28 protein-coding genes are annotated in these 21,295 nt (G+C 43.3%); 9 read left to right on the top strand and 19 right to left on the bottom strand.

Annotated features, from left to right (window positions below; translation table 11 throughout):
* Positions 1–4 precede the first annotated feature (4 nt).
* The 6 genes from rplI to BM232_RS08110 all read right to left on the bottom strand — a co-directional run bounded on the left by rplI (position 5) and on the right by BM232_RS08110 (position 3,706).
* Positions 5–553, bottom strand: a complete 549-nt coding sequence (gene rplI, locus BM232_RS08135; RefSeq protein WP_091713340.1) for a 50S ribosomal protein L9 — start codon at positions 551–553, stop codon at positions 5–7.
* Between the two features lie 37 nt (positions 554–590).
* The gene (locus BM232_RS08130) at positions 591–1,517 is read right to left on the bottom strand and encodes a YybS family protein (protein WP_091713338.1); all 927 of its coding nucleotides are present in this window, start codon (positions 1,515–1,517) and stop codon (positions 591–593) included.
* A gap of 34 nt (positions 1,518–1,551) precedes the next feature.
* A complete protein-coding gene (gene rpsR / locus BM232_RS08125) occupies positions 1,552–1,779 on the bottom strand; it encodes a 30S ribosomal protein S18 (RefSeq protein ID WP_091713336.1) in 228 nt (75 codons plus the stop codon).
* A 30-nt stretch (positions 1,780–1,809) separates the two neighbouring features.
* Complete coding sequence (gene rpsF, locus BM232_RS08120; RefSeq protein WP_007146027.1) at positions 1,810–2,148, bottom strand: 30S ribosomal protein S6; 339 nt, start codon at positions 2,146–2,148, stop codon at positions 1,810–1,812.
* Between the two features lie 117 nt (positions 2,149–2,265).
* Complete coding sequence (gene rlmB / locus BM232_RS08115) at positions 2,266–3,069, bottom strand: 23S rRNA (guanosine(2251)-2'-O)-methyltransferase RlmB (protein WP_091713615.1); 804 nt, start codon at positions 3,067–3,069, stop codon at positions 2,266–2,268.
* Positions 3,032–3,706 (bottom strand): YiaD family glycine zipper/OmpA-like lipoprotein, encoded by a 675-nt coding sequence (locus BM232_RS08110; protein ID WP_091713333.1) that lies wholly within the window; start codon positions 3,704–3,706, stop codon positions 3,032–3,034. Before BM232_RS08110 ends, rlmB begins: the two co-directional genes overlap by 38 nt.
* Before the next feature lie 94 nt (positions 3,707–3,800).
* Here BM232_RS08110 and moaB point away from each other — a divergent pair, with 94 nt between their 5' ends.
* From moaB to BM232_RS08085, 5 genes are read left to right on the top strand one after another with little or no spacing between them, the layout of a single operon-like run.
* On the top strand, positions 3,801–4,316 hold the full coding sequence (moaB, locus tag BM232_RS08105; protein ID WP_091713330.1) for a molybdenum cofactor biosynthesis protein B: 516 nt from the start codon (positions 3,801–3,803) through the stop codon (positions 4,314–4,316).
* Positions 4,316–4,567, top strand: coding sequence for a glutaredoxin family protein (locus BM232_RS08100; RefSeq protein WP_091713327.1), 252 nt, complete (start codon positions 4,316–4,318; stop codon positions 4,565–4,567). Before moaB ends, BM232_RS08100 begins: the two co-directional genes overlap by 1 nt.
* A gap of 51 nt (positions 4,568–4,618) precedes the next feature.
* On the top strand, positions 4,619–5,509 hold the full coding sequence (locus BM232_RS08095) for an alpha/beta fold hydrolase (protein WP_245752852.1): 891 nt from the start codon (positions 4,619–4,621) through the stop codon (positions 5,507–5,509).
* A gap of 43 nt (positions 5,510–5,552) precedes the next feature.
* On the top strand, positions 5,553–6,698 hold the full coding sequence (rnd, locus tag BM232_RS08090; protein WP_091713324.1) for a ribonuclease D: 1,146 nt from the start codon (positions 5,553–5,555) through the stop codon (positions 6,696–6,698).
* A gap of 3 nt (positions 6,699–6,701) precedes the next feature.
* Positions 6,702–7,601 carry a carbohydrate kinase family protein gene (locus BM232_RS08085; protein ID WP_091713321.1) on the top strand — a complete coding sequence of 300 codons (900 nt, stop codon included), beginning with the start codon at positions 6,702–6,704 and terminating at the stop codon, positions 7,599–7,601.
* Positions 7,602–7,626: 25 nt separating this feature from the next.
* Here the strand turns inward: BM232_RS08085 and BM232_RS08080 are convergent, their stop codons facing one another.
* The 7 genes from BM232_RS08080 to BM232_RS08055 all read right to left on the bottom strand — a co-directional run bounded on the left by BM232_RS08080 (position 7,627) and on the right by BM232_RS08055 (position 12,807).
* Positions 7,627–8,112: a phosphatidylglycerophosphatase A family protein gene (locus BM232_RS08080; protein ID WP_091713319.1), complete on the bottom strand. Its 486-nt coding sequence runs from the start codon at positions 8,110–8,112 to the stop codon at positions 7,627–7,629.
* On the bottom strand, positions 8,096–9,064 hold the full coding sequence (gene thiL / locus BM232_RS08075) for a thiamine-phosphate kinase (protein ID WP_091713317.1): 969 nt from the start codon (positions 9,062–9,064) through the stop codon (positions 8,096–8,098). The genes BM232_RS08080 and thiL overlap by 17 nt, the downstream gene beginning before the upstream one ends.
* 57 nt (positions 9,065–9,121) lie before the next feature.
* Positions 9,122–9,574 carry a transcription antitermination factor NusB gene (nusB, locus tag BM232_RS08070; protein ID WP_091713315.1) on the bottom strand — a complete coding sequence of 151 codons (453 nt, stop codon included), beginning with the start codon at positions 9,572–9,574 and terminating at the stop codon, positions 9,122–9,124.
* Complete coding sequence (locus tag BM232_RS14900; protein WP_177207291.1) at positions 9,575–9,721, bottom strand: hypothetical protein; 147 nt, start codon at positions 9,719–9,721, stop codon at positions 9,575–9,577. It lies immediately after the preceding gene.
* A gap of 72 nt (positions 9,722–9,793) precedes the next feature.
* Complete coding sequence (locus BM232_RS08065) at positions 9,794–10,666, bottom strand: symmetrical bis(5'-nucleosyl)-tetraphosphatase (protein ID WP_091713312.1); 873 nt, start codon at positions 10,664–10,666, stop codon at positions 9,794–9,796.
* Positions 10,667–10,688: 22 nt separating this feature from the next.
* Positions 10,689–11,168, bottom strand: coding sequence for a DUF934 domain-containing protein (locus BM232_RS08060; RefSeq protein ID WP_091713310.1), 480 nt, complete (start codon positions 11,166–11,168; stop codon positions 10,689–10,691).
* Positions 11,155–12,807: a nitrite/sulfite reductase gene (locus BM232_RS08055; protein WP_091713308.1), complete on the bottom strand. Its 1,653-nt coding sequence runs from the start codon at positions 12,805–12,807 to the stop codon at positions 11,155–11,157. The genes BM232_RS08060 and BM232_RS08055 overlap by 14 nt, the downstream gene beginning before the upstream one ends.
* 308 nt (positions 12,808–13,115) lie before the next feature.
* Here BM232_RS08055 and BM232_RS08050 point away from each other — a divergent pair, with 308 nt between their 5' ends.
* The gene (locus BM232_RS08050; RefSeq protein WP_091713306.1) at positions 13,116–13,559 is read left to right on the top strand and encodes a DUF3465 domain-containing protein; all 444 of its coding nucleotides are present in this window, start codon (positions 13,116–13,118) and stop codon (positions 13,557–13,559) included.
* Complete coding sequence (locus BM232_RS08045; protein WP_091713304.1) at positions 13,559–14,095, top strand: DNA-deoxyinosine glycosylase; 537 nt, start codon at positions 13,559–13,561, stop codon at positions 14,093–14,095. The genes BM232_RS08050 and BM232_RS08045 overlap by 1 nt, the downstream gene beginning before the upstream one ends.
* A gap of 40 nt (positions 14,096–14,135) precedes the next feature.
* Here the strand turns inward: BM232_RS08045 and BM232_RS08040 are convergent, their stop codons facing one another.
* The 6 genes from BM232_RS08040 to BM232_RS08015 form a co-directional block, all read right to left on the bottom strand.
* Complete coding sequence (locus BM232_RS08040) at positions 14,136–15,584, bottom strand: catalase (RefSeq protein ID WP_091713301.1); 1,449 nt, start codon at positions 15,582–15,584, stop codon at positions 14,136–14,138.
* A 231-nt stretch (positions 15,585–15,815) separates the two neighbouring features.
* Positions 15,816–17,261, bottom strand: a complete 1,446-nt coding sequence (gene cysN, locus BM232_RS08035) for a sulfate adenylyltransferase subunit CysN (protein ID WP_091713299.1) — start codon at positions 17,259–17,261, stop codon at positions 15,816–15,818.
* Positions 17,262–18,164 (bottom strand): sulfate adenylyltransferase subunit CysD, encoded by a 903-nt coding sequence (gene cysD, locus BM232_RS08030; RefSeq protein ID WP_091713297.1) that lies wholly within the window; start codon positions 18,162–18,164, stop codon positions 17,262–17,264.
* A gap of 11 nt (positions 18,165–18,175) precedes the next feature.
* Positions 18,176–18,874 carry a phosphoadenylyl-sulfate reductase gene (locus BM232_RS08025; protein ID WP_091713295.1) on the bottom strand — a complete coding sequence of 233 codons (699 nt, stop codon included), beginning with the start codon at positions 18,872–18,874 and terminating at the stop codon, positions 18,176–18,178.
* Positions 18,871–19,101, bottom strand: a complete 231-nt coding sequence (locus tag BM232_RS08020; protein WP_091713293.1) for a sulfurtransferase TusA family protein — start codon at positions 19,099–19,101, stop codon at positions 18,871–18,873. The genes BM232_RS08025 and BM232_RS08020 overlap by 4 nt, the downstream gene beginning before the upstream one ends.
* Positions 19,089–19,889: a sulfite exporter TauE/SafE family protein gene (locus BM232_RS08015; RefSeq protein ID WP_091713291.1), complete on the bottom strand. Its 801-nt coding sequence runs from the start codon at positions 19,887–19,889 to the stop codon at positions 19,089–19,091. The genes BM232_RS08020 and BM232_RS08015 overlap by 13 nt, the downstream gene beginning before the upstream one ends.
* A 105-nt stretch (positions 19,890–19,994) precedes the next feature.
* On the opposite strand from BM232_RS08015, the gene cysB reads away from it, so the two are divergent.
* Complete coding sequence (cysB, locus tag BM232_RS08010; protein ID WP_091713288.1) at positions 19,995–20,915, top strand: HTH-type transcriptional regulator CysB; 921 nt, start codon at positions 19,995–19,997, stop codon at positions 20,913–20,915.
* A gap of 35 nt (positions 20,916–20,950) precedes the next feature.
* Positions 20,951–21,280 carry a hypothetical protein gene (locus tag BM232_RS08005; RefSeq protein ID WP_091713286.1) on the top strand — a complete coding sequence of 110 codons (330 nt, stop codon included), beginning with the start codon at positions 20,951–20,953 and terminating at the stop codon, positions 21,278–21,280.
* The last annotated feature ends 15 nt before the right edge of the window (positions 21,281–21,295 follow it).

The following is a 21,295-nucleotide window of genomic DNA, read 5'->3' as shown; positions in this document are numbered from 1 at the left end:
CTTATTACGCTTCTTCTTGTGCTTTAGCAATGGCTTCAGCTTCTTCCAAAGCTGCTTCTCTTGCTTTTTTAGCTTCTTCTGCTTCAGCTTTTGCTTGCAGTTCAGCTTCTGAGCTTACATTGACTTTAACTACTTCAACAACATCTGCATGCAATTGAATATCAATGTTGTATTCGCCTGTGTGACGTAATGGACCTGTTGGCAAGCGAACTTCATTGCGATCAATATCAGCACCAGCAGCATTTAATGCATCAGCAATATCTGCAGCTGTAATTGAACCGAATAATTTACCCTCAACACCAGCGTTAGCCATAATATCAAGAGAACCGGCAGCAACCAGTTTCGCTTTACGCGCTTCAGCTTCAGCTAATACTTTCGCGGCTGCAGCTTCCAGATCAGCACGACGTGCTTCAAACTTTTCTCTGTTAAGCTTAGTTGCAGGTAATGCTTTACCTTTAGGTACTAAGAAGTTACGTCCAAAACCAGACTTAACACTTACTTCATCGCCCAGATTACCAAGCTTTTGAACTTTTTCTAGCAATATAACTTGCATCGTTCTACCCTCATTCGCAATCAAATCGATTGCTTATTCAAATACCCGTACCACTCTTTTTAGAGCGATCACGTAAATTAAACCACTGATCTAATACACCCAGGCTAGCTAGTATCATTACTATTTGCGGCAGCATAATGACGAGTAAAACATAGATAGTAACTAACCATGCTTTACTTTTTTGTTTTATCGCCACAATAGCATGCACGATAGCTAAACCTTGAACACCAAACACTACCAGCATCACTGGTAAACAATCTATTAGCCATGGCACATAGCCGCCAACCGGTGTCAATGCCATAATCATTAAAATTGCTGTCAATACAGCTGGTGCTTTGCCTAATTTTAACTGCTTAAACTCTGCACCAAATGCACCTGGATTATAGAGTTCAGACTGCCAGGCACGACCAATAATGATGCCTAAAATCGCATTCAGACACACACCAGCAGCAACCAACCCTGTCATTAAACCAGAGAGTCTAATCGCCACTTGCTCGGTCTGCGTTGCATTTAATTGCCAGCTAGGCTGTTGACTAAGATTATCGATGAATGGCTTTAACATCTGTTGCCACCAGGCTGTTGTATCTGGGATAAACAGATGCAGCATTAGTACAACCAGAATACCTAAACCACTCGCCGTTAATAAAGACAATGCAAATGAACGTGTATAACCAAGTACCAGCGTCACCAGATAAACCGGTAACCAACTGGTTAGTAACACCAAACCTGCAACCCACAATTGCCCTACTAAAAACGCAGCAAGTAAAGCAAACACAACTAGTGTTGACAGAATAACGCTCACGCCTTCACGTGGGCCCATTCTTAATGTCGTTAACGAAATCACTCCACTTGATAAATAATTCAGTGGTGGAAAGATGATCGCTAACACTGACAACAGGGCTGTTGTTGCAGCCGCTTTCCAACGGCCTTGCATGGCATAAGAGGCAATAACTTTAAACAGCATAACTGATATGTTTAAGTGCTTAGATCAAGACAAATTATTTGTGCATGTCGCAGTATGGCAACAATGCCAGGAAACGCGCACGCTTCACACAAGTTGAAAGCTGACGCTGGTAGCGTGCTTTAGTACCTGTGATACGGCTCGGTACGATTTTTCCTGTTTCAGTGACGTAATTTTTTAACAAATTTACATCTTTATAATCGATTTGTTTAATGCCTTCGGCAGTAAAGCGACAAAATTTTCTACGTCTAAAAAAACGTGCCATTATGAATTCTCCTAAAAGTCTGCAGCAGTATTAAGCTGATTTTTTCTCGTCTTCTTTTTGCATCATAGGTGAAGCTTCGGTAACAGCTTCTTCCATGTTAACAACCAGATGACGAATAACAGCATCGTTGAAACGGAATGCAGTAGTGACTTCATTCAACTGTTCAACACCACATTCAACGTTCATAAGAACATAATGTGCTTTGTGTACTTTATTGATTGGGTATGCAAGTTGACGACGGCCCCAATCTTCTAAACGATGGACTTGACCACCTTCGCTTGTCAGTGTTTGGGTATAGCGCTCGATCATGCCAGGCACTTGTTCACTCTGATCAGGGTGGACCAGAAACACGATTTCGTAATGTCTCATTTGAGCTCCTCACGGTTTAAACAGCTTTATGGTCTTAGCCACAAAGCAAGGAGTTTTGCTTAACTGACGAATCAGAATCTAAAGCAATCAAACATTTTACTTGAATTCAGGTACTTATCACAAGCTGCGTTGACGAAATGCTTCAAATAAGCAGACACCAGCGGCGACTGATACATTCAGGCTTTCAGCTTGTCCTTGCATAGGAATAAAAACCACTTCATCACAGTTCTCACGTGTTAGGTGGCGAATACCTTTGCCTTCAGCGCCAAGCACAATGGCCATCGGACCGGTCAGTTTTGTTTGATACAGTGTGGTTTCGCTATCACCAGAGGTACCGATGAGCCAAACACCTCTTTGCTGAAGTTCACGCATCAATCGCGCAATATTGGTCACTTGAACAAAAGGTAAGCGTTCTGCCGAACCACTGGATATTTTAATCGCTGTTGCCGTTAAACCAGATGCACGATCCTTGGGAGCGATAACAGCATGCGCGCCAGAGGCCTCGGCCGTTCGTAAACAGGCCCCGAGATTATGTGGATCCTGCACCCCGTCCAGAATTAATAACAAGGGTGGTTCATCAAGTGAATCGAGCAGATCGAATAAGCCTTTTTCATCCAGACTATCCAACGGTCGACACTTAGCCACACAGCCTTGATGCTGAACTTCTGGTGCAATCTTATCGAGGGTTTCACGTTCAGAAAAGTGAATAACCACACCTTGCTCCTGAGCAGCATTCAGAACATTCTCGACTCGACTATCTTGACGCTCAGCCGCAAGCCAGATTTCTTTCACTCGGCTAACAGGCACTTCCAAAGCGGCCTGCACAGCATGCAGGCCGAAGATGATATCCGGATCGATCGGAGCGTGGTGGGCCGTTTTAGTTTTACGGCGTTTGGTAGGCTTCAGACTCTTGTCCTTCAATAACAGGTTTAACAAACAGTTCGACACGACGATTTAATTGTCGTCCGGCTTCAGTATCATTGCTAGCACGCGGATCACTCTCGCCTTTACCAATAGCGTATAAACGACTGGAAGACACACCTCTGGATGATAAATAATCAACAACGGACTGTGCTCTGCGCTCAGATAGCTTCATATTGTAACTTTCTGACCCTACGCTGTCTGTATAGCCAACCACGTGAATGATTGTGTTGGGGTATCTTTGTAAAATATCAGCCACTTTATTCAATGTCGGCATAAATGCTGGCTTTAACCCAGCGCTGTCAAAATCGAATGATACTTCACTGGCGATATCAATTTTCAGTGTTTCATTTTCCAATTGTTGGATTTTTAATTCATTACGAGCACGTTCATCAGCCAATGCCGCATCCATTTCCTGTTTCTGTTTGTCCATATAGTGACCGACACCACCACCAGCAAGTGCACCTACAGCTGCACCAGCTAACACGCCCCCGGCGCCATCATCCACCGCATATCCCAGCAAAGCACCAGCCGCTGCACCTATTGCTGCACCTGTTTTTGTTTTTTGATTAGGATCATCGGCTGCACAGCCGCTTAAGGCCGCTGCAATAAGTGACACCAAGACAATTTTCTTCATCTAATTTTCTCCTAGGATTTTTAATGGATTCTAGACCGTAGACTGGATGCTCATTATACTGGTTCCGAAAATATCATTTTAAAACAGGTACCAAATGGGCTCAGAATTTATTCCTGTCAACATTGCTATTTTGACAATATCTGATACACGCACTAAAGACAACGACGCCTCAGGAGATGTGCTGCAAGATAAAGCTATCGCAGATGGTCATAGCGTCAGTCATCGTGACATTGTGGCTGATGATACTTATCGAATTAGAGCGGTGATTTCACAATGGTTAATCAAAGATGATATTGATGTCATCATTACCACTGGCGGCACGGGCCTGACCGGTCGGGATGGCACGCCAGAAGCCGTCAAAGTATTATTCGATAAAGAAATTGAAGGCTTCGGCGAATTATTTCGTGCCCGCTCTTATGATGTTATTAAAACATCGACGGTTCAAAGTCGTGCTATCGCAGGCCTAGCGAATGGTAAATTTATTTTCTGTCTACCAGGTTCTAAAGGTGCTTGTATTACTGGATGGGATGAAATACTTCATGACCAGTTGAATGCCACTCACAAACCCTGCAATTTTATTGACTTGATTCCACGCTTATTAGAAAAATAATGCTCATTAAGCTCTATACAACAGCAGGTTGCCACTTATGCGAACAAGCCCAGGAACTTTTACACGCATCGTCACAGAGTTATAAAATCAGTATCGAGCTTATCGAAATTGGTGATGACGATAAACTTGTTGAAGAATTTGGCGTACATATTCCTGTTGTCGAATTTCCAGATAAACAACGACTATACTGGCCGTTTGATCTGACCCAACTTCAGCAAAAAATCCAAGAACAAACAGTTTCTTACACGTAAACTTCACATCGCGAAATTTATGCTCCAGTAACAGTGATCCCGGAGCATGTGATGTCTATAAATTCCATATCCATTGCTATTATATTGTGTGTGTTTTTCAGTTCTGCCTTTGCCGAAGAATATCCAAAGGCGCCCGGTGTTCGTTATGATGTGGGTGGATACAAACTTCATATGCTATGCAAGGGTCAAGGACAGCCTACCGTTATCATTGATACTGGTCTTGGTGATGACTCCACAGCCTGGTTTGATATCCAAAATAAAATTGCCAAAAACACTCACACTTGTGTGTATGACAGAGCGGGTTATGGCTGGAGTGATGCCGGACCACAACCTCGTACCAGCGTCCGAATTGCCAATGAGCTAGAAGCCCTGGTTCATAAAGCCAAATTAGTAGGCCCTTTCATTTTAGTTGGACATTCATTTGGTGGTTATAACATGCGTGTCTTCGCTGCTAATCACCCAGAGGAAGTAATGGGTATCGTGCTTGTCGATGCGTCGCATGAGAATCAGTACGAAATGTTAAATATTAAGCTGCCGCAAAATTACAATCGCAAACGAAATATCATCATCTTTCCTAAACCATCGGGCGATCCAATGACCACCGAACAGTCTATGCTGAAAGAACGGGCCATTAATGCTGCTCGATCTGAAATCTCTTCACTCTATCAAAGTGCCTTACAAGTTAAACATCTCAGGCATCTGCCAAATGTACCATTAGTTGTAATCAGTCGTGGTCAGAGTGAATGGCAAGGCCAAAAGGATGCTGAAAATCGTGAAAAGATCTGGGTTCATCTACAACAAGACTTATGGAAACTCACACCACATAGTCAGCATCTATTTGCTTTCCACAGTGGCCACGACATTCATCTCCATCAACCTGACATTATTGTGAGTGCTGTTTTAGATATGGTCTCATCACGTCGGGCTCAGGTTATGCATTGATCAAGAAACTGGCTATACTGTGTTCCTTTTCTAAAGACACAGCATGACTATTCAGTTTGTAAATACAGAAGCCGGTCTTAATACACTTTGCCAACAGCTAGCAAACAGCGAGTGGCTGGCAGTGGATACCGAATTTCATCGCGAAAAGACTTACTTCCCTCAATTATGTCTGATCCAGGTAGCCAATAATGATGTCATCGCCTGTGTTGACCCATTGGCAATCAGTGACTTATCACCATTACTGTCATTGTTTTACTCTGAAAACATCACAGTTGTGTTTCATGCTGCCAGACAAGATTTAGAATTATTTTTCTTGATGAAAAATGCACTCCCGCCAAAAGTCTTTGACACGCAATTAGCCGCAACCGTGCTTGGCTACGGTGATCAAATTGGTTATGGCAATTTGGTTAAACAATGTCTCGGTGTTGAACTTGATAAAGGTCAGGCAAGAACAGACTGGCGTCAACGACCTCTGTCAGAAGCACAAGTCGACTATGCCGCTGATGATGTCAGATATCTTCGCCAACTCTATCTACAACTTGTTGATGAACTCAACAGAACAGGTCGTGTGGAATGGTTAAGTGATGACCTTGCCGCATTAACCGCTACAGAAACCTATCAGGAAGATCCACAACAAAGCTGGCTAAGAGTGAAAGGTGCCGGCAGATTAAAAAGTCAGCAGTTAGTCATTTTGCAAGAACTTGGGGCCTGGCGTGAAAAACGTGCTATTGAAGTTGATTTACCCCGCCGCTGGATATTGAAAGATGATGTGATGCTGGATTTAGCCCGATTTGCTCCCACATCTGTCGACGCAATGAAAAAAATCCGAGGTTTAGAATCTCGGGATATTGATCGTTACGGCAAGACATTAATTAATGTCATTAGCGCGGCGAAAGAAATTCCAAAAGAACAATGGCCAGTGTTAAAACGACCTTCTGCTCTAAGCAATCAGCAAGAAGCCTTGATTGATGCATTGATGGCTCTGTTGAGAAAAAGTTGTGATGAACAGTCAATCACCCCTTCTGCTGTCGCCACCCGTAAAGATATTGAATCATTGGTTCGAGGCCACGACTGTGCTTTATTACACGGCTGGCGCTATAAAATTATTGGGCATACCTTGCAAGCCTTTATGCAAGGAAAAATCAGTATCCAGGCCCACCCTACACATTTAGAAATAAAGGAAAGTTAAGTTATGTCAGTGCTCATTTGTGGCTCCTTCGCTTTTGACAATATTATGGTTTTCCCTGATAAATTCAAAAACCATATCCTGCCGGATAAGGTTCACATGTTAAATGTCGCCTTTCTGGTACCAGAATTACGGCGTGAATTTGGTGGCTGTGCAGGTAATATTGCCTATAACCTGAAATTACTTGGTGATAATCCTATGCCAATGGGTACGGTGGGTACCGACTTCACGCCGTATGCAGAGTGGATGGATGCCAAAAATATTAGCCGTGACCATGTTCACGTCAAACAAGGTCATTACACTGCTCAGGCCTTTATTACCACCGATCAGGATGATAATCAGATTACCGCATTCCATCCCGGTGCGATGAACCTGGCTCATGAAACACCTATCAGTGAAGCTAAAGATATCAAACTGGCTATCATTGCCCCAGATGGTCGTGACGGCATGATTCAACACGCTGAACAATTAAAAGCCGCTGGTATCCCGTTTATCTTCGATCCAGGTCAGGGTTTGCCGATGTTTAATGGTGACGAATTAATGGCCTTTGCTGAACAAGCCAGTTACATCGCTCTCAACGATTACGAGGCACAATTGTTTATGGATCGTACTGGACTGCCAGAAGAAGAAATCGCTCGTCATGTTGATGCCTTGATTATCACCCGTGGTGCCGAAGGTTCGTATATCTATACCGAAGGTAAACGCATTGAAATTGCCTGTCAGAAAGCCGCTCAGGTTGTTGATCCGACTGGTTGTGGTGATGCATACCGTGCTGGTCTATTACACGGTATTTTGCATGGTAAAGACTGGGAAGAAACAGGCAGAATCGCCTCAACCCTAGGTGCTTTAAAAATTGCTCATCATGGTACGCAAAACCACCAGATTGACGCAGCTTCTATCCTCTAAAGCAGCAGTATTGATTATCGTCGGGTTAGAAAAAATACGCTATAAGCTGAAGTATCAGTAAAGCGTATAACCCGGCGATAACATCATCTAACATCACGCCAAAACCACCATGTAGTTGTTTGTCAGCCAGACTCACTGGCCAGGGTTTCCAAATATCGAAGATCCGGAACAGCACAAATCCCAATACAATCCATAACCAACCGGTCGGCGCGGCAATCATTGTAATTAAATAACCTACGATCTCATCCCAGACAATGGCGGAGGGATCATCCTGCTGTAACCAATCGACCGTTTTTTGACAAAACCAGATACCAACAATAAAAAACAACACAGTTAGTAAAAGATAACTAATCAAACCTAATGGCTGCATCAGGTAAAAAACCGGAATAGCGGCTAAAGTACCAAACGTCCCCGGTGCTTTTGGCGCCAGACCAGAACCAAACCCATAAGCCAAAAACGCAGTCGGTCTTTTTAATAATTGTGTAAAGGTGACTTTAGGCAAAATGATCATACCCTTTGGTGGTGATATCTAGCAGCGATGGCTGTCCATTTTCATTAAGCAGAACAATCTGTTGTTCGTCGGTAATTTCACCAATTTGCTGAATATCTAAGTTTAATGCTTTAATCGCTGGAACGTGTTCTGCAGGAACCGTAAAGCAGAGCTCATAATCATCCCCTGAACTCAACGCTAACTCTAATGCCCGCTTCCTATCGATTTTTTTTAAACTGGGAGATAAGGGAATGGCATCCAGATTAATTTTGGCTCCCTTACCACTCGCCGTCAAAATATGACCGAGGTCAGCTAATAACCCGTCTGAAATATCAATTGCTGCATTCACATAGGGTAAGACTTTCTGAGAAATCGCTAGCCGAGGCGTGGGCTGTTGCAAGCGCTTAGTCAAAAATGACCAGTCTGCTTCAGATAATATCTCTGGCTGCCATGATGCTAAGCGTTTCTGTAAAGCAGCACCAGCGTCACCAAGGGTTCCGGTAATGTAGATCTTATCTGATGACTTTGCTTGACTGCGTTGTAGCTGAGCGCCCTTTCTCACCAGACCATGCACCTGAATACTGATACTCAGTGGACCTTTTGTGGTATCGCCCCCCACCAGTTGAATATCATGCTCAGCAGCTAAGGTAGCCATACCCTCAGCAAAGGCGGATAACCAGTTTTCATTCAGCTCAGGTAGTGTTAACGCGAGGGTAAACCAGGCAGGTGTGGCTCCCATTGCAGCTAAATCACTTAAGCCAACAGCTAGTGATTTATGACCAAGCGTGTATGGGTCAACATCGGCAAAGAAATGAATACCGGAAACTAAGGTATCGATGGAAATAGCAATATTGCTATCTTCAGGACATGACAAGACAGCACAATCATCGCCAATATCGACAATGACATCCTGACGTTTTTGCGTTGCATCAGCAAAGAACTGTTTTATCAGAGAAAACTCAGTTAAAGCCACAAAGAAACCTTATCATCATCAGGGCAGGAATCCATCAGATACATGCCCTGACCTAAATTATTTCTTCTGACGTGCAGCTTTCGCTGCCTGATGCTCGTGCGAGCGCAAGCGGGCGCCCATTTTATCTAATACACCGTTGACGTATTTATGACCTTGTTCACCACCAAATGATTTGGCTAACTCAACAGCTTCATTGAGCACGACACGGTAAGGTATTTCCGGTAAATGTATAAATTCAAAAACAGCTAAACGTAAAACTGACACTTCAACAGGATCAATTTTATCTAAGTCACGATCAATCACTTTCGTCAGTTCAGCGTCAATTTCACTCTGATACTTGAGCGTACCATCGATTAACGTCACAAAATATTTCTTATCAATCTTGTCAGCGTATTCGGCAGTGACAAACTCAAGTGTATCTTTTTGTGGTGCTTCACCATTTACTTGAGCCTGATAGAGTGCTTGTACAGCAGCTCGGCGTGCTTTTGTTCTGGGTAATCCCGTGGCCATTTATTTGCCAGCCTCAATTTGTTTTAAACCATTAACCATTTCCATCACTCCTGCGGTCGCCTTAGCAACGCTGAAAAGGTGAGTGACACTCCCCATTCCCTCGGCTTTCGCAAACACGTCAGCGGAATAAGTCATGACATCACGCATTATTTTTAATCCAGAATTTAATCAATATGGATATATTGTACTCATTTTCACTAAGCCGTGGCGAACCAATACCTACAGCCAGCGTTTACGTTTTTTATCAGACTTCTTTTTAGGAAAAGGTAAATTGGCGACATCCGCTTCAACCGTTATCCATTCATACGGTTCTTGATCTATGCGGACAGCCGTTAGTGTTTCCCCCCAGACTGCGCCACTGTCTAATGAAAATACATTGCCATAACGACCAACACCCAGGGTTGACCAATGTCCAAACACAATACGGTCATTAGCCGTTAACCGGTTTGGCATTTCAAACCAGGGACGTTGATGCAGCGGTTTATCCTCCGGCGCCCCTTTAAATTTTAAAGCGATTCGACCATCTTCATGACAATAACGCAAGCGGGTAAAACAATTTGTGATGAATCGTAAGCGATCCCAGCCCCTCAGCTCAGGTGTCCAGCGTTTAGGTTTATTGCCATACATATGCTGAAAAAAATCACGCCAGTTATCACTTTTTAGAACAGCTTCAACTTCCGCCGCGCGCGTCAGGCATTCCTGTACAGACCATTCAGCCGGAATACCGGCATGTACCATACTAAAATCAATAGTGGGATCGTGATAAAACAACGGCTGTTGTCTTAACCAGCCGATAAGCTCTTCCCTGTCAGGTGCTGACAGAATTTGCTCAATTGTGTCGAGATGGTGTTGATAGTCAACAACCCCTGCAGCATTAGCCAGTAAATGCAGGTCATGATTTCCTAAAACGGCTACACAGCTATTGCCTAGCTGTTTTGCCAATCTTAAGACTTCAGCGGATTTTGGTCCTCGATTGACCAGATCACCGGCGAGCCATATCTGGTCATCTGCTGGATCGAATTGAATCCGATCCAGCATTTTTGCTAACTCGTCATAACAGCCTTGAACATCACCAATTGCATATATCGCCATGGCGTCGATTATAACTTATCTATTAACGACGACGATAAAGTGGTTCGGGGCGAAGTACCGTTGCTTGATAACTTTCACTAAAATCATCAAAAGCCGTTAATGCCTTGTCGATACGATTTGGGTTCGCCAGTTCAAAACTGTTAATTCCGCACTGTGACATATAAAACAATTGATCATGTAATACATCACCTTGTGCACGAATTTCAGCATTAAAACTATAGCGTTCGCGTAACAAGCGAGCGAAGGAATAACAGCGGCCGTCTGTGAACGCAGGAAACACCAATACAATCAACGAGAAATGAATCAAATCCGGAACCACTTCTTCCAGAGGATCATCACCACTTAAACGTAAACCCAGTTCGCCTTCATGCTTAACCAAGGTTTCATGTCGTTCCTGCCAGCGCGCTAAGGAGACGGTAATATTGCCAGCAACCAGATCCGCATCATCATCCAGATGTGTCCAATTATCTTCGACGATTTCACGATCTTTAATTATCTGCATATACACGCTCCTTGAATGGATCAATACCTAAACGACGAACGGTGGCCAAGAATGATTCATCATCATGACGTAAATCGACATAAGCATCCAGTAAATGACCCACAGTATCAACAACCTCTTCTTTAGGAATAGCCTTACCCAAACGTTCACCCAATGATGCGTCTGCTTCAGAACTACCACCCAGTGTAAATTGATACCACTCTTCGCCTTTTTTATCGACCCCCAAGATACCGATATGGCCAACACTTTGATGCGCACAACCATTCATGCAACCTGAGAACTTAATCTTAATATCACCCAGATCATAAAGATAATCCAGATCACCAAACCGTTCCGCAATTTGTTTTGACAGCGGAATAGATTTAGCATTGGCCAGACCACAATAATCCAAACCTGGGCAGCAAATAATATCAGTTAATGTATTAATGTTTGGTGTCGCCAGATTGTCTGCTTCAAGCCTTAACCATAAAGCATATAAATCAGCTTGTTTCACATCAGCAAAAACCAGATTCTGAGTATGCGTTGAACGAACTTCACCTAAGCTGAATTCTTCTGCCAGCTCCGCAATCACTTCAAGTTGCTCAGATGTCACATCACCAGGTGCAATACCCGGGGCTTTCAATGAAACATAAACGGCACGATAACCGGCTTGTTTATGAGCAAATGTATTTTGTTTGGCCCAGCGTGCAAATGCCTTATCTTCAGTCAGTGCTTTTTCGTAACTTTCATCTGCAGCCGCATCCGCTTCATATTCAGGCTCAGTGAAAAAAGCCTTAACACGGTCAATTTCTTTCTGATTCAACTCAAGCTGGTCACGGATTTGTACCCATTCCGCTTCAACTAATTCACGAATATGATTAATGCCATGCTCACGCACAGTGATTTTAATACGTGCTTTATATTTGTTATCACGACGACCCAGCCGGTTATAAACACGTAGAATCGCTTCAAGATAAGACAGCAGATCCTTTTTCTCAAGGAAAGGTCTGATTTGTTGACCAATAATAGGCGTACGCCCTAAACCACCACCGACAAGCACTTCAAAGCCTACTTCACCTTCATGATTTTTCACCAGGTGTAAACCAATATCATGCAATTTAGTCGCAGCACGGTCTTCTTCAGAACCAATGACTGCAATTTTGAATTTACGTGGTAGATAAGCAAATTCTGGATGAAATGTTGACCATTGACGAATGATTTCAGCCCATGGACGGGGATCTTCAATTTCATTGGCATTGATACCAGCAAACTGATCAGACGTAGTATTACGAATGCAATTACCACTACTTTGGATAGCGTGCATCTGTACTGTAGCCAGTTCGGCAAGAATATCTGGCACATCTTCAAGCTTTGGCCAGTTCATTTGGAAATTCTGACGTGTAGTGAAGTGCACAAACCCTTTATCGTAACGGCGTGCGACTTCCGCAATTTTACGAACTTGTTTGGATGACATCAGTCCATAAGGAATGGCAACACGCAACATAGGTGCATGTATCTGAATGTATAAACCATTCATCAGTCGTAAAGGACGGAACTGCTCTTCAGTCAGTTCACCCGCCAAGAATCGACGTGTTTGATCACGGAACTGTTCAACCCGCTGCTCAACCATCGTTTGATCATACTTATCGTATTGATACATTTAAGCTCTCTAAACTTTTAATACCGGACCCACTATTATAACGTTGGCGATATATAACTGGAAATTATAAATACCAATATCTATATTAGTTAATTGACTAATGACGCATCATCTCTGAAACATATTTCGACCGCAAAATAGCGTTTTACAACTAACAATAACTATCAGTTTTATTATGCGGATCATTTAAGGGAATAAGCTGAGTTGAATAAATCCTGGTTCAATCGATAGTGTTGAGCTTTGTGCTATCTCGTATAAACAGTAAAACTGGTTATACTGAATATATTTTTTTGCTCAGGAAATCTTGCATGTCTAAAGCAAGTCGACAAAAACAACGCTTATGGCTGGTGATCGCTTTTGGTTTTTTGATTTGGGGGGCAAGTCAGTATCAGCCGCACAATCAATCTGCTAACAGCGTTGACAAGACTTCTATTTCATCACTTTATCAACAGCAGAAAAGTGATGTTCTGGTAGAAGTCAGTGGTGTTGTTAGTCGTATTCTTCCAGATGATACTAAAGGAAGCCGTCATCAACGGTTTATTATCACTCTGCCGGATAAACTCACAGTGCTTATTGCTCATAATATTGATCTGGCTCCTCGTATAGATTCTTTGAAAGTCGGCGATGAAGTACAGGTTTCCGGTGAGTACGAGTGGAATAACAAAGGCGGCGTGATACATTGGACTCATCATGACCCTGCGAATAAACACCCCCATGGATGGATACGCTACAAAGGCCAGTTATACCAGTAATGTCAGAGAAACAATCCCGCTGTTACAGCTTTGCTCCAATAGCCAAACCATCTGCTGAAATTCTCATTTTGGGATCGATGCCAGGATTAGAATCTCTTCGGCAACAGCAATATTATGCACATCCACGCAACGCCTTCTGGCCGATTATGCAGGGTATGTTTGCTATCGAAACGACATTGCCATATCAACAACGGTGTGAACAACTGACCCAACATTACATAGCTGTATGGGATGTATTAAAAGCCTGTGAAAGACCAGGCAGTCTGGACAGTAATATTGCACCCGACTCAATCGAAGCTAACGACTTTAATACCTTTTTTCAGCAGCATCAGAAGATACAGGCCGTATTTTTCAATGGTGCAAAAGCAGAGCAAATTTATATGAAATATGTTCAGCAGATATTAGATACATCATGGCAGAAGATACAGACATCTCGATTGCCATCAACCAGCCCAGCTAACGCGGCTATGCCATTAGAAAAAAAACAAGCCATCTGGCAAGAACAGCTAAGCAGCGTAAAAAATAGCGATCAATAAAAAAAGGGGCGTAGTAAACGCCCCTTTAATTTCAGACTATTTAAGCCATAAGTGCAGCCGCTACCCTGGCAGCATAATCTGGATCCGCTTTTTCAAACTGAGCCAACATACGCTGTTGTACGGATGCATCACATTGTCCAAGGCCACCAGCAATATTGTCTGCTAATTGCTGCTTTTGATCGTCAGTCATAATACGGAACAAATTGCCCGCCTGTGTGTAATGATCATCTTCACCTGTGTCGAACCGATCTAACCAAGCACCAGCCTCTATTGGCATAGCAGGTTCCGCTACACTTGTATCCGGCTTGGGCGCATTATCACGGTCATTCGGGAAATAGTTAGCCTCGCTCGTCTGATGATGATTACCACCAGCTGGACTTAAACCAGCCATCGCTCCATCACGCTGATAATGATTAACCGGACATTTTGCCGCATTAACAGGTAACTGGTTATAGTTCACACCAACACGATAACGATGAGCATCCTGATATGCTAACAAACGTCCCTGTAACATTTTATCCGGTGATGAACTGATACCGGGCACAAAGTTACTCGGTGCAAATGCCGCCTGCTCCGTTTCAGCGAAATAATTGTCCACATTACGGTTCAACTCTAACTGCCCCACCTCGATCAGTGGAAACTCATCATGTGGCCATACTTTGGTCAAATCAAACGGATTGAATTCTGCATCACGTGCTTGCTGTTCCGTCATGATTTGTACTTTAGCCGTCCAGCTTGGGAAGTCGCCACGATCGATAGCTTCCACTAAATCCATCTGAGCTCCGAATGGATCAGCCACTGCCGCTTCTTCTGCTCTCAGTGTTTTGATGCCCTGATTGGTTTTAAAGTGCCACTTAAACCAAAACCGTTCACCTTTCTCATTCCAGAAGCTATAGGTATGTGAGCTGTAACCATTCATATTTCTATATGAGGCTGGGATACCACGATCAGACATCAAGATAGTCACTTGATGTAAGGCCTGAGGGTAGTTTGCCCAGAACTCATAAGCCATTCGTGGATCCGGTACATTCGTCCGTGGATTCTTTTTCTGTGAATGAATAAAGTCTGGAAACTTACTCGGATCACGAAGGAAAAAGACCGGCGTATTATTGCCGACCATATCGTAGTTACCTTGTTTAGTATAAAACTTCACAGCAAAACCACGTGGGTCCCGGGCAAAATCATGTGAATCCTGACCACCACCTACGGTTGAGAAACGAATGAAAACGTCTGTTCTTTTACCTTCGTTTTGCAAGAAATCAGCAATAGTGACGTCTTTTAAACTTTTTGTAAGGGTAAAGGTTCCGTAAGCCCCGGTACCACGTGCATGGACCACACGCTCAGGAATTCTTTCACGGTTGAAGTGAGCCAATTTTTCGAAGGTGTAGTGGTTGTCATAAGTCAAAGGTCCTCGTGGTCCGACACTGATACTATTATTATCGTCAGCGACTGGGGCGCCGGCAGATGTTGTTAAAATTGTTTTTGTCATCGTTTTATCCTTGCTATTGCAAATTATGTTGGGCAAATTCATTGCACACAACAGATTCTATTCACCCGCAATTGATTTGTATAATTGTTTATTATTGTAAAAATAATCGACAAAAACGATTTATATAATTTAATGACATTAAATCTTTAACACAGCTCTTTGTTCAACAGGCATAAAAAAAGCCAGTCAACAAAATGTTGACTGGCTTTTTTTGACTATTTTTCCGTGAATTTATTTGAGAAGTTGACTCAAATCTTTAGCATCCCAGTGAGGGAAATGCTTACGAATGAGAGCGTTCAGTTCTATCTCAAAGGCAGAAAACTCGCCCTCTGCGACAACTTCATGACTACCCGATACAGCATCGGTAATCATGCCAGCACCGATTGTTACATTAGTCAGACGGTCAATAATAATGAAAGCCCCGGTAGTCCGGTTACGCTTATATGAGTCAAACACCACTGGCTTATTTAATGAAAACTCGCACAGGCCAATTTCATTCAGTTTAAGTTCACTGACTTTATTATGCTCAAGCGTGTTGACATCAATTTGATAATCAATCCCTGTTAATGAACCACCAGCATCACTAACGCCTACTTTAATACTGTACTGTTTATTTGAAACCAGAGGCTGCTCGGTCATCCACACCACCATAGCCTTAAACTGGCTTGAGACATGTGGCTGGTGATGATTGCTATGAACAATCATATCGCCGCGACTGACATCAATTTCAGTTTCTAAGGTGACAGTAATCGCTTCACCTGGCACGGCATGATCTAAATCACCATCATAGGTGACAAGTGCTTTCACTTTACTTTCTTTACCTGATGGCAACACAGTGACGTCATCACCTGGTTTCAAAATCCCCGATGCCAGAGTGCCGCAATAACCACGGAAGTTCAGATTAGGACGATTCACAAACTGAACAGGGAAACGCACATCATCGAAGTTCGGATCTTTATCCACATCGACGGTTTCCAGAATTTCCATCAGGGTTTGGCCTTGATACCAATCCATATTTTCACTACGGTTAACCACGTTATCCCCAACCAGGGCAGACATGGGCACAAAGTGAATATCTTCCAGCTCTAGCTCACGTGAGAACTCAGTGTAATCATGGCGAATCTTATCAAACACTTGCTGACTGTAATCCATCAGGTCCATTTTATTGATGGCAACAACAACGTGTTTAATGCCTAACAAGGACGCAATGAAACTATGTCTGCGAGTCTGTGTTTGTACGCCATAGCGGGCATCAATCAAGATAACAGCTAACTGACAACTGGATGCACCTGTTGCCATATTACGAGTGTACTGCTCATGCCCTGGTGTATCGGCAATGATGAACTTACGTTTTGTTGTAGAAAAGTAACGGTAAGCAACATCAATGGTAATGCCCTGCTCACGCTCGGCCTGCAAACCGTCAACTAACAGGGCTAAATCAACCTGTTCGCCAGTAGTACCAGACTTGGCACTGTCACGCGTTACAGCTTCCAGCTGATCTTCATAGATCATCTTAGAGTCATGTAGCAGACGGCCAATCAGGGTACTTTTACCATCATCAACATTACCGCAGGTTAAAAAGCGCAGCATTTCTTTATTTTCATGCTGTTTCAGATACGCTTCGATGTCTGTGGCAATCAGGCTATCTGATTGATATGAACTTGATTCAGTAGTCATCTAGAAGTAACCCTCTTGTTTTTTCTTCTCCATAGAACCGGCTTGATCATGGTCAATAGCACGGCCTTGACGTTCAGAGGTGGTGGTCAGCAACATTTCCTGAATGATTTCAGGCAAGGTATCAGCCGAGGACTTCACAGCACCTGTTAATGGATAACATCCCAGGGTACGGAAACGCACTTTTTCCATGCGTGGCTCCTGTCCTTCAGGAATACGCATACGATCGTCATCAACCATAATCGTCAGGCCGTTATAGTCAACAACCGGACGTTCTGCTGCGTAATAAAGCGGCACAATCGGAATCTGTTCCAAATAAATGTATTGCCAGATATCCAGCTCCGTCCAGTTAGATAAAGGGAAAACACGGATGCTTTCACCTTTATTCACTTTACTGTTGTAGATGTTCCAGAGTTCTGGTCGCTGTGCTTTCGGATCCCAGCGATGATTTTTATCGCGGAAAGAGTAAACACGTTCTTTCGCACGTGATTTTTCTTCGTCACGACGGGCACCACCAAAAGCGGCATCAAAACCGTATTTGCTCAACGCCTGTTTCAATGCGTCAGTTTTCATGATGTCAGTGTAGCGAGGATGATCAAACGGGTTGATACCTGCTTCTTTACCCTCTTGATTGGTATGAACAAGCAGTTCTAGACCTAGCTCCTTAGCACGTTCATCACGGAATTTGATCATTTCCTGAAACTTCCATGTAGTATCAATATGCATCAATGGAAATGGCGGTTTACCAGGTGCAAAAGCTTTCATAGCTAAGTGCAACATAACGGCAGAGTCTTTACCAATCGAATACAGCATTACCGGATTCTCAAACTCTGCAGCCACCTCACGCATAATGTGGATACTTTCTGCCTCCAGCTGCTTTAAGTGTGTTAATTGTTTTTCAGTCATTATCTTTCTCATTAGTTAGATTTGACATGCAAGCCGCATTCTTTATTTTCAGGATCTTCCCACCACCAGCGTCCGGCACGAATGTCCTCGCCCATGGTGATAGCTCGTGTACAAGGTGCACAGCCAATGCTGGCATAGCCTTCATCATGTAATTTGTTATATGGCACATCATTCGCTCGCAGATAAGCCCAGACATTGCCATTTGACCAATCGGTCAAAGGACTGAACTTCTGTAAGCCATGATCGCCATCCCACTCTGAAACAGGGAGCTCTGAACGCGTCACAGACTGCGAACGACGCATACCCGTTATCCAGGCTTTTTTGCCAGATAAAGCTCGGTTCAGTGGCACTACTTTTCTTAAGCCACAACACTGTTTTCTTAACTCAACACTGTCGTAGAACGCATTCGGTCCGTTGTTAGTAACAAACAGTTCAACATCTGCCGTGTTGGGGAAAAAAACCTCTACCTTTTTATAGTAGTGGTTATTTAAGGTTTGCATGAGCTCATAGGTTTCTTTCGGCAAACGTCCGGTATCCAGAGTGAAAATATCGATGCCTGGCGCATGCTTACAAATCAAATCCATCAGCACCATATCTTCAGCACCAAAGCTGGTCGCCAGCGTCGCTGGCAAATAGTTCTGCTCGATGTCTTTTAATACTGCAATCACAGCATCAATTTTGGTGGCTAAAGCCGGTTTTATTTCACTCATTGTTTTCTTCTCACATGAATTATTGTGCTTAATCCCTCTGTTGAGGTGATCTCACACTGCTGCCCATCCTTGCTTAAGCTATTGAATACTTCATCCACGGCATCGCCAGTATTTACTAAAAGCTCAATGGATTGCTCTAATGCCAGTTTCTGCACTGCTTCCCTTGCTTTGATGTAGTGCATAGGGCAGCCAAACAGGGTTAAATCAACTTGTTTTATATCAGACATTTTATGCCCACCAATACGAGGATAATTGCTAGTAATGGACGCATCATCCGGTCTGAAATACGAACGCCTAAATGTGTCCCAATAAAGATGCCGGGTAATGATCCTGCAACTAAATACATTAACAATGACCAGTCTACGGTTCCTACAGCTGAATGCCCGAGACCGGCCACAAAAGTGAGTGGTACGGCATGAGCAATATCTGTCGCCACAATTTCCACCCCTTTAAGACGTGGATACAAAAACAGCAGAATAACCGCACCAAGCGCACCAGCACCAACCGATGAGAGTGTCACCATCACACCTAACAAAGCACCAGTCACAACAGTAATCAACGCTTTGTTTACTTCATTTTCACGAATATCATAAATGGCACTGACAACTGGATGACTCTCCTGTGAGCGCAGTAACTTGCCAAGTGGTGCTTTTAACAGTAAAGCACTGGATGTCAGAATTAGCGCTATCCCAAGCGCTTTGGTAATCACTTCGGTGTGATTGCCATCATGCATTCCCGTTGCATTCATAACCCATAGCGTGATCAGTGTCGCCGGAATACTACCAGCAGCAAGACGCCATACCACATGCCACTTCACCACACCATGGTGCCAATAAGACCAGATACCGCCAGCTTTAGTGATAGCAGCAAATAATAAATCTGTGCCAACGGCAATAGCTGGTTGCACATGAAAGATGAAAATGAGTATGGGTGTCATTAAAGACCCGCCTCCAACACCGGTCATGCCGACCATGATGCCGACAAACAATCCAGCTAAAAGAAAGCCCCATTCCATCTGATGTTACGCCTTGTGTATTACAAAAGAGCTGACAAGTTTACCAAAGCATAATATTCTATCAATGAATATTATTGACTATCTTTATAACTAAAAAGTATATAGATGAAGCTACAGCAATTAAAATATGTCCGAGAGATTGCCAGACGAGGTTTAAGTATATCGGCGGCTGCAAATGCACTGCATGCTTCCCAACCGGGAGTCAGTAGTCAGGTACAGCAATTAGAAGATGAACTTGGCTTACAAATTTTTGAACGCCATGGCAAACGACTGACAGGCATTACACCTATCGGTCAATCCATTATCGATATGGCAGAAAGGGTGTTGCAGGATGTCGATAATATCCGCCAGCTGATTGCTGACAATAAAACCGAACAATCCGGCACTTTATCCATCGGCACCACACATACTCAAGCCCGCTATGCTTTACCCAGCGCGATAAAAAGATTTTCTGAACATTACCCAAATATCCATCTGAATATGGTGCAGGGAACGCCTACCGAAGTCGGTGAAATGGCAGCAACCGGAAAAATTGATCTGGCCATAGCGACAGAGGGACTTGCCCAATTCGAATCATTGGCCATTTTGCCTTGTTACGAATGGAACCGTTGTGTGATTGTTCCGCCTGAACATCCCTTAATGTCTGTAAAAAAATTACGTTTGGAAGATATCGCCCAATACGAAATTCTGACTTATGTCATGGGTTTTACTGGCCGGGCAAAACAAGATCAGGCCTTTATTGAAAAGGGTTTGCATCCGAATGTGATTTTTACCGCCACGGATGCCGATGTAATAAAAACATATGTTGAGTTAGAGATGGGCATCGGCATCATTGCCAGCATGGCATTTGACCCCGATAAAGATGCCCCTCTCCAGGCACTGGATGCCAGGCATCTATTTCCATCCAGCGTTACGCATATGGGCATTCGAAAAGGCAGTTATCTACGAAATTATATGTATGCCTTCATCGAGTTCTTTGCTGCTCATCTTGATAAAAAAACAGTCGATAAAGCCATCAATATATAAACTTGGCAAAGTCATTTTATTTATAGAGATTTTGAATGAATAACAGTACTCACCACACAAAAATAAAACAGCTATTAGATCAGATTGAGCCACTTCTTCCAGCCACTCATCAACATCTACTATCTGAACTGAGTGCTGAAATTGAACAGTTAGTGACTTTTTTACCCCAAGCATCACTAACCGGTGAATATCTTGCTAAACCTGAATTTGATAACTCTTCAGGTTGTTATCGTCGAGGCCAGGAATCGATATTCTATTGTCCCCATTGTTATGAATCACAACAAGACTTAATTGCGACTCAACGTATCAATAGTCGTCTTCGCGTTTGTCCTCAATGTCGAAGCAGTATAAAACCTGCAAAATAAATACCTTATCTGCGC

This window comes from Methylophaga sulfidovorans (genome assembly GCF_900114205.1).
In the GTDB taxonomy this organism is placed as follows: domain Bacteria; phylum Pseudomonadota; class Gammaproteobacteria; order Nitrosococcales; family Methylophagaceae; genus Methylophaga; species Methylophaga sulfidovorans.
This window is presented reverse-complemented; position numbering and strand designations above follow the sequence as displayed.

Coding starts and splice junctions, on each gene's coding strand:
- cysN (WP_091713299.1), bottom strand. CDS start 17,261: ATGACTACTGAATCAAGTTCATATCAATCAGATAGCCTGATTGCCACA.
- BM232_RS08025 (WP_091713295.1), bottom strand. CDS start 18,874: ATGAGTGAAATAAAACCGGCTTTAGCCACCAAAATTGATGCTGTGATT.
- BM232_RS08015 (WP_091713291.1), bottom strand. CDS start 19,889: ATGGAATGGGGCTTTCTTTTAGCTGGATTGTTTGTCGGCATCATGGTC.
- BM232_RS08050 (WP_091713306.1), top strand. CDS start 13,116: ATGTCTAAAGCAAGTCGACAAAAACAACGCTTATGGCTGGTGATCGCT.
- BM232_RS08005 (WP_091713286.1), top strand. CDS start 20,951: ATGAATAACAGTACTCACCACACAAAAATAAAACAGCTATTAGATCAG.
- BM232_RS08045 (WP_091713304.1), top strand. CDS start 13,559: ATGTCAGAGAAACAATCCCGCTGTTACAGCTTTGCTCCAATAGCCAAA.
- rnd (WP_091713324.1), top strand. CDS start 5,553: ATGACTATTCAGTTTGTAAATACAGAAGCCGGTCTTAATACACTTTGC.
- BM232_RS08130 (WP_091713338.1), bottom strand. CDS start 1,517: ATGCTGTTTAAAGTTATTGCCTCTTATGCCATGCAAGGCCGTTGGAAA.
- BM232_RS08080 (WP_091713319.1), bottom strand. CDS start 8,112: ATGATCATTTTGCCTAAAGTCACCTTTACACAATTATTAAAAAGACCG.
- moaB (WP_091713330.1), top strand. CDS start 3,801: ATGGGCTCAGAATTTATTCCTGTCAACATTGCTATTTTGACAATATCT.
- BM232_RS08065 (WP_091713312.1), bottom strand. CDS start 10,666: ATGGCGATATATGCAATTGGTGATGTTCAAGGCTGTTATGACGAGTTA.
- nusB (WP_091713315.1), bottom strand. CDS start 9,574: ATGGCCACGGGATTACCCAGAACAAAAGCACGCCGAGCTGCTGTACAA.
- rplI (WP_091713340.1), bottom strand. CDS start 553: ATGCAAGTTATATTGCTAGAAAAAGTTCAAAAGCTTGGTAATCTGGGC.
- cysB (WP_091713288.1), top strand. CDS start 19,995: ATGAAGCTACAGCAATTAAAATATGTCCGAGAGATTGCCAGACGAGGT.
- rpsR (WP_091713336.1), bottom strand. CDS start 1,779: ATGGCACGTTTTTTTAGACGTAGAAAATTTTGTCGCTTTACTGCCGAA.
- BM232_RS08060 (WP_091713310.1), bottom strand. CDS start 11,168: ATGCAGATAATTAAAGATCGTGAAATCGTCGAAGATAATTGGACACAT.
- BM232_RS08100 (WP_091713327.1), top strand. CDS start 4,316: ATGCTCATTAAGCTCTATACAACAGCAGGTTGCCACTTATGCGAACAA.
- rpsF (WP_007146027.1), bottom strand. CDS start 2,148: ATGAGACATTACGAAATCGTGTTTCTGGTCCACCCTGATCAGAGTGAA.
- BM232_RS08110 (WP_091713333.1), bottom strand. CDS start 3,706: ATGAAGAAAATTGTCTTGGTGTCACTTATTGCAGCGGCCTTAAGCGGC.
- BM232_RS08040 (WP_091713301.1), bottom strand. CDS start 15,584: ATGACAAAAACAATTTTAACAACATCTGCCGGCGCCCCAGTCGCTGAC.
- BM232_RS08095 (WP_245752852.1), top strand. CDS start 4,619: ATGTCTATAAATTCCATATCCATTGCTATTATATTGTGTGTGTTTTTC.
- BM232_RS08020 (WP_091713293.1), bottom strand. CDS start 19,101: ATGTCTGATATAAAACAAGTTGATTTAACCCTGTTTGGCTGCCCTATG.
- BM232_RS08085 (WP_091713321.1), top strand. CDS start 6,702: ATGTCAGTGCTCATTTGTGGCTCCTTCGCTTTTGACAATATTATGGTT.
- BM232_RS14900 (WP_177207291.1), bottom strand. CDS start 9,721: ATGCGTGATGTCATGACTTATTCCGCTGACGTGTTTGCGAAAGCCGAG.
- cysD (WP_091713297.1), bottom strand. CDS start 18,164: ATGACTGAAAAACAATTAACACACTTAAAGCAGCTGGAGGCAGAAAGT.
- BM232_RS08055 (WP_091713308.1), bottom strand. CDS start 12,807: ATGTATCAATACGATAAGTATGATCAAACGATGGTTGAGCAGCGGGTT.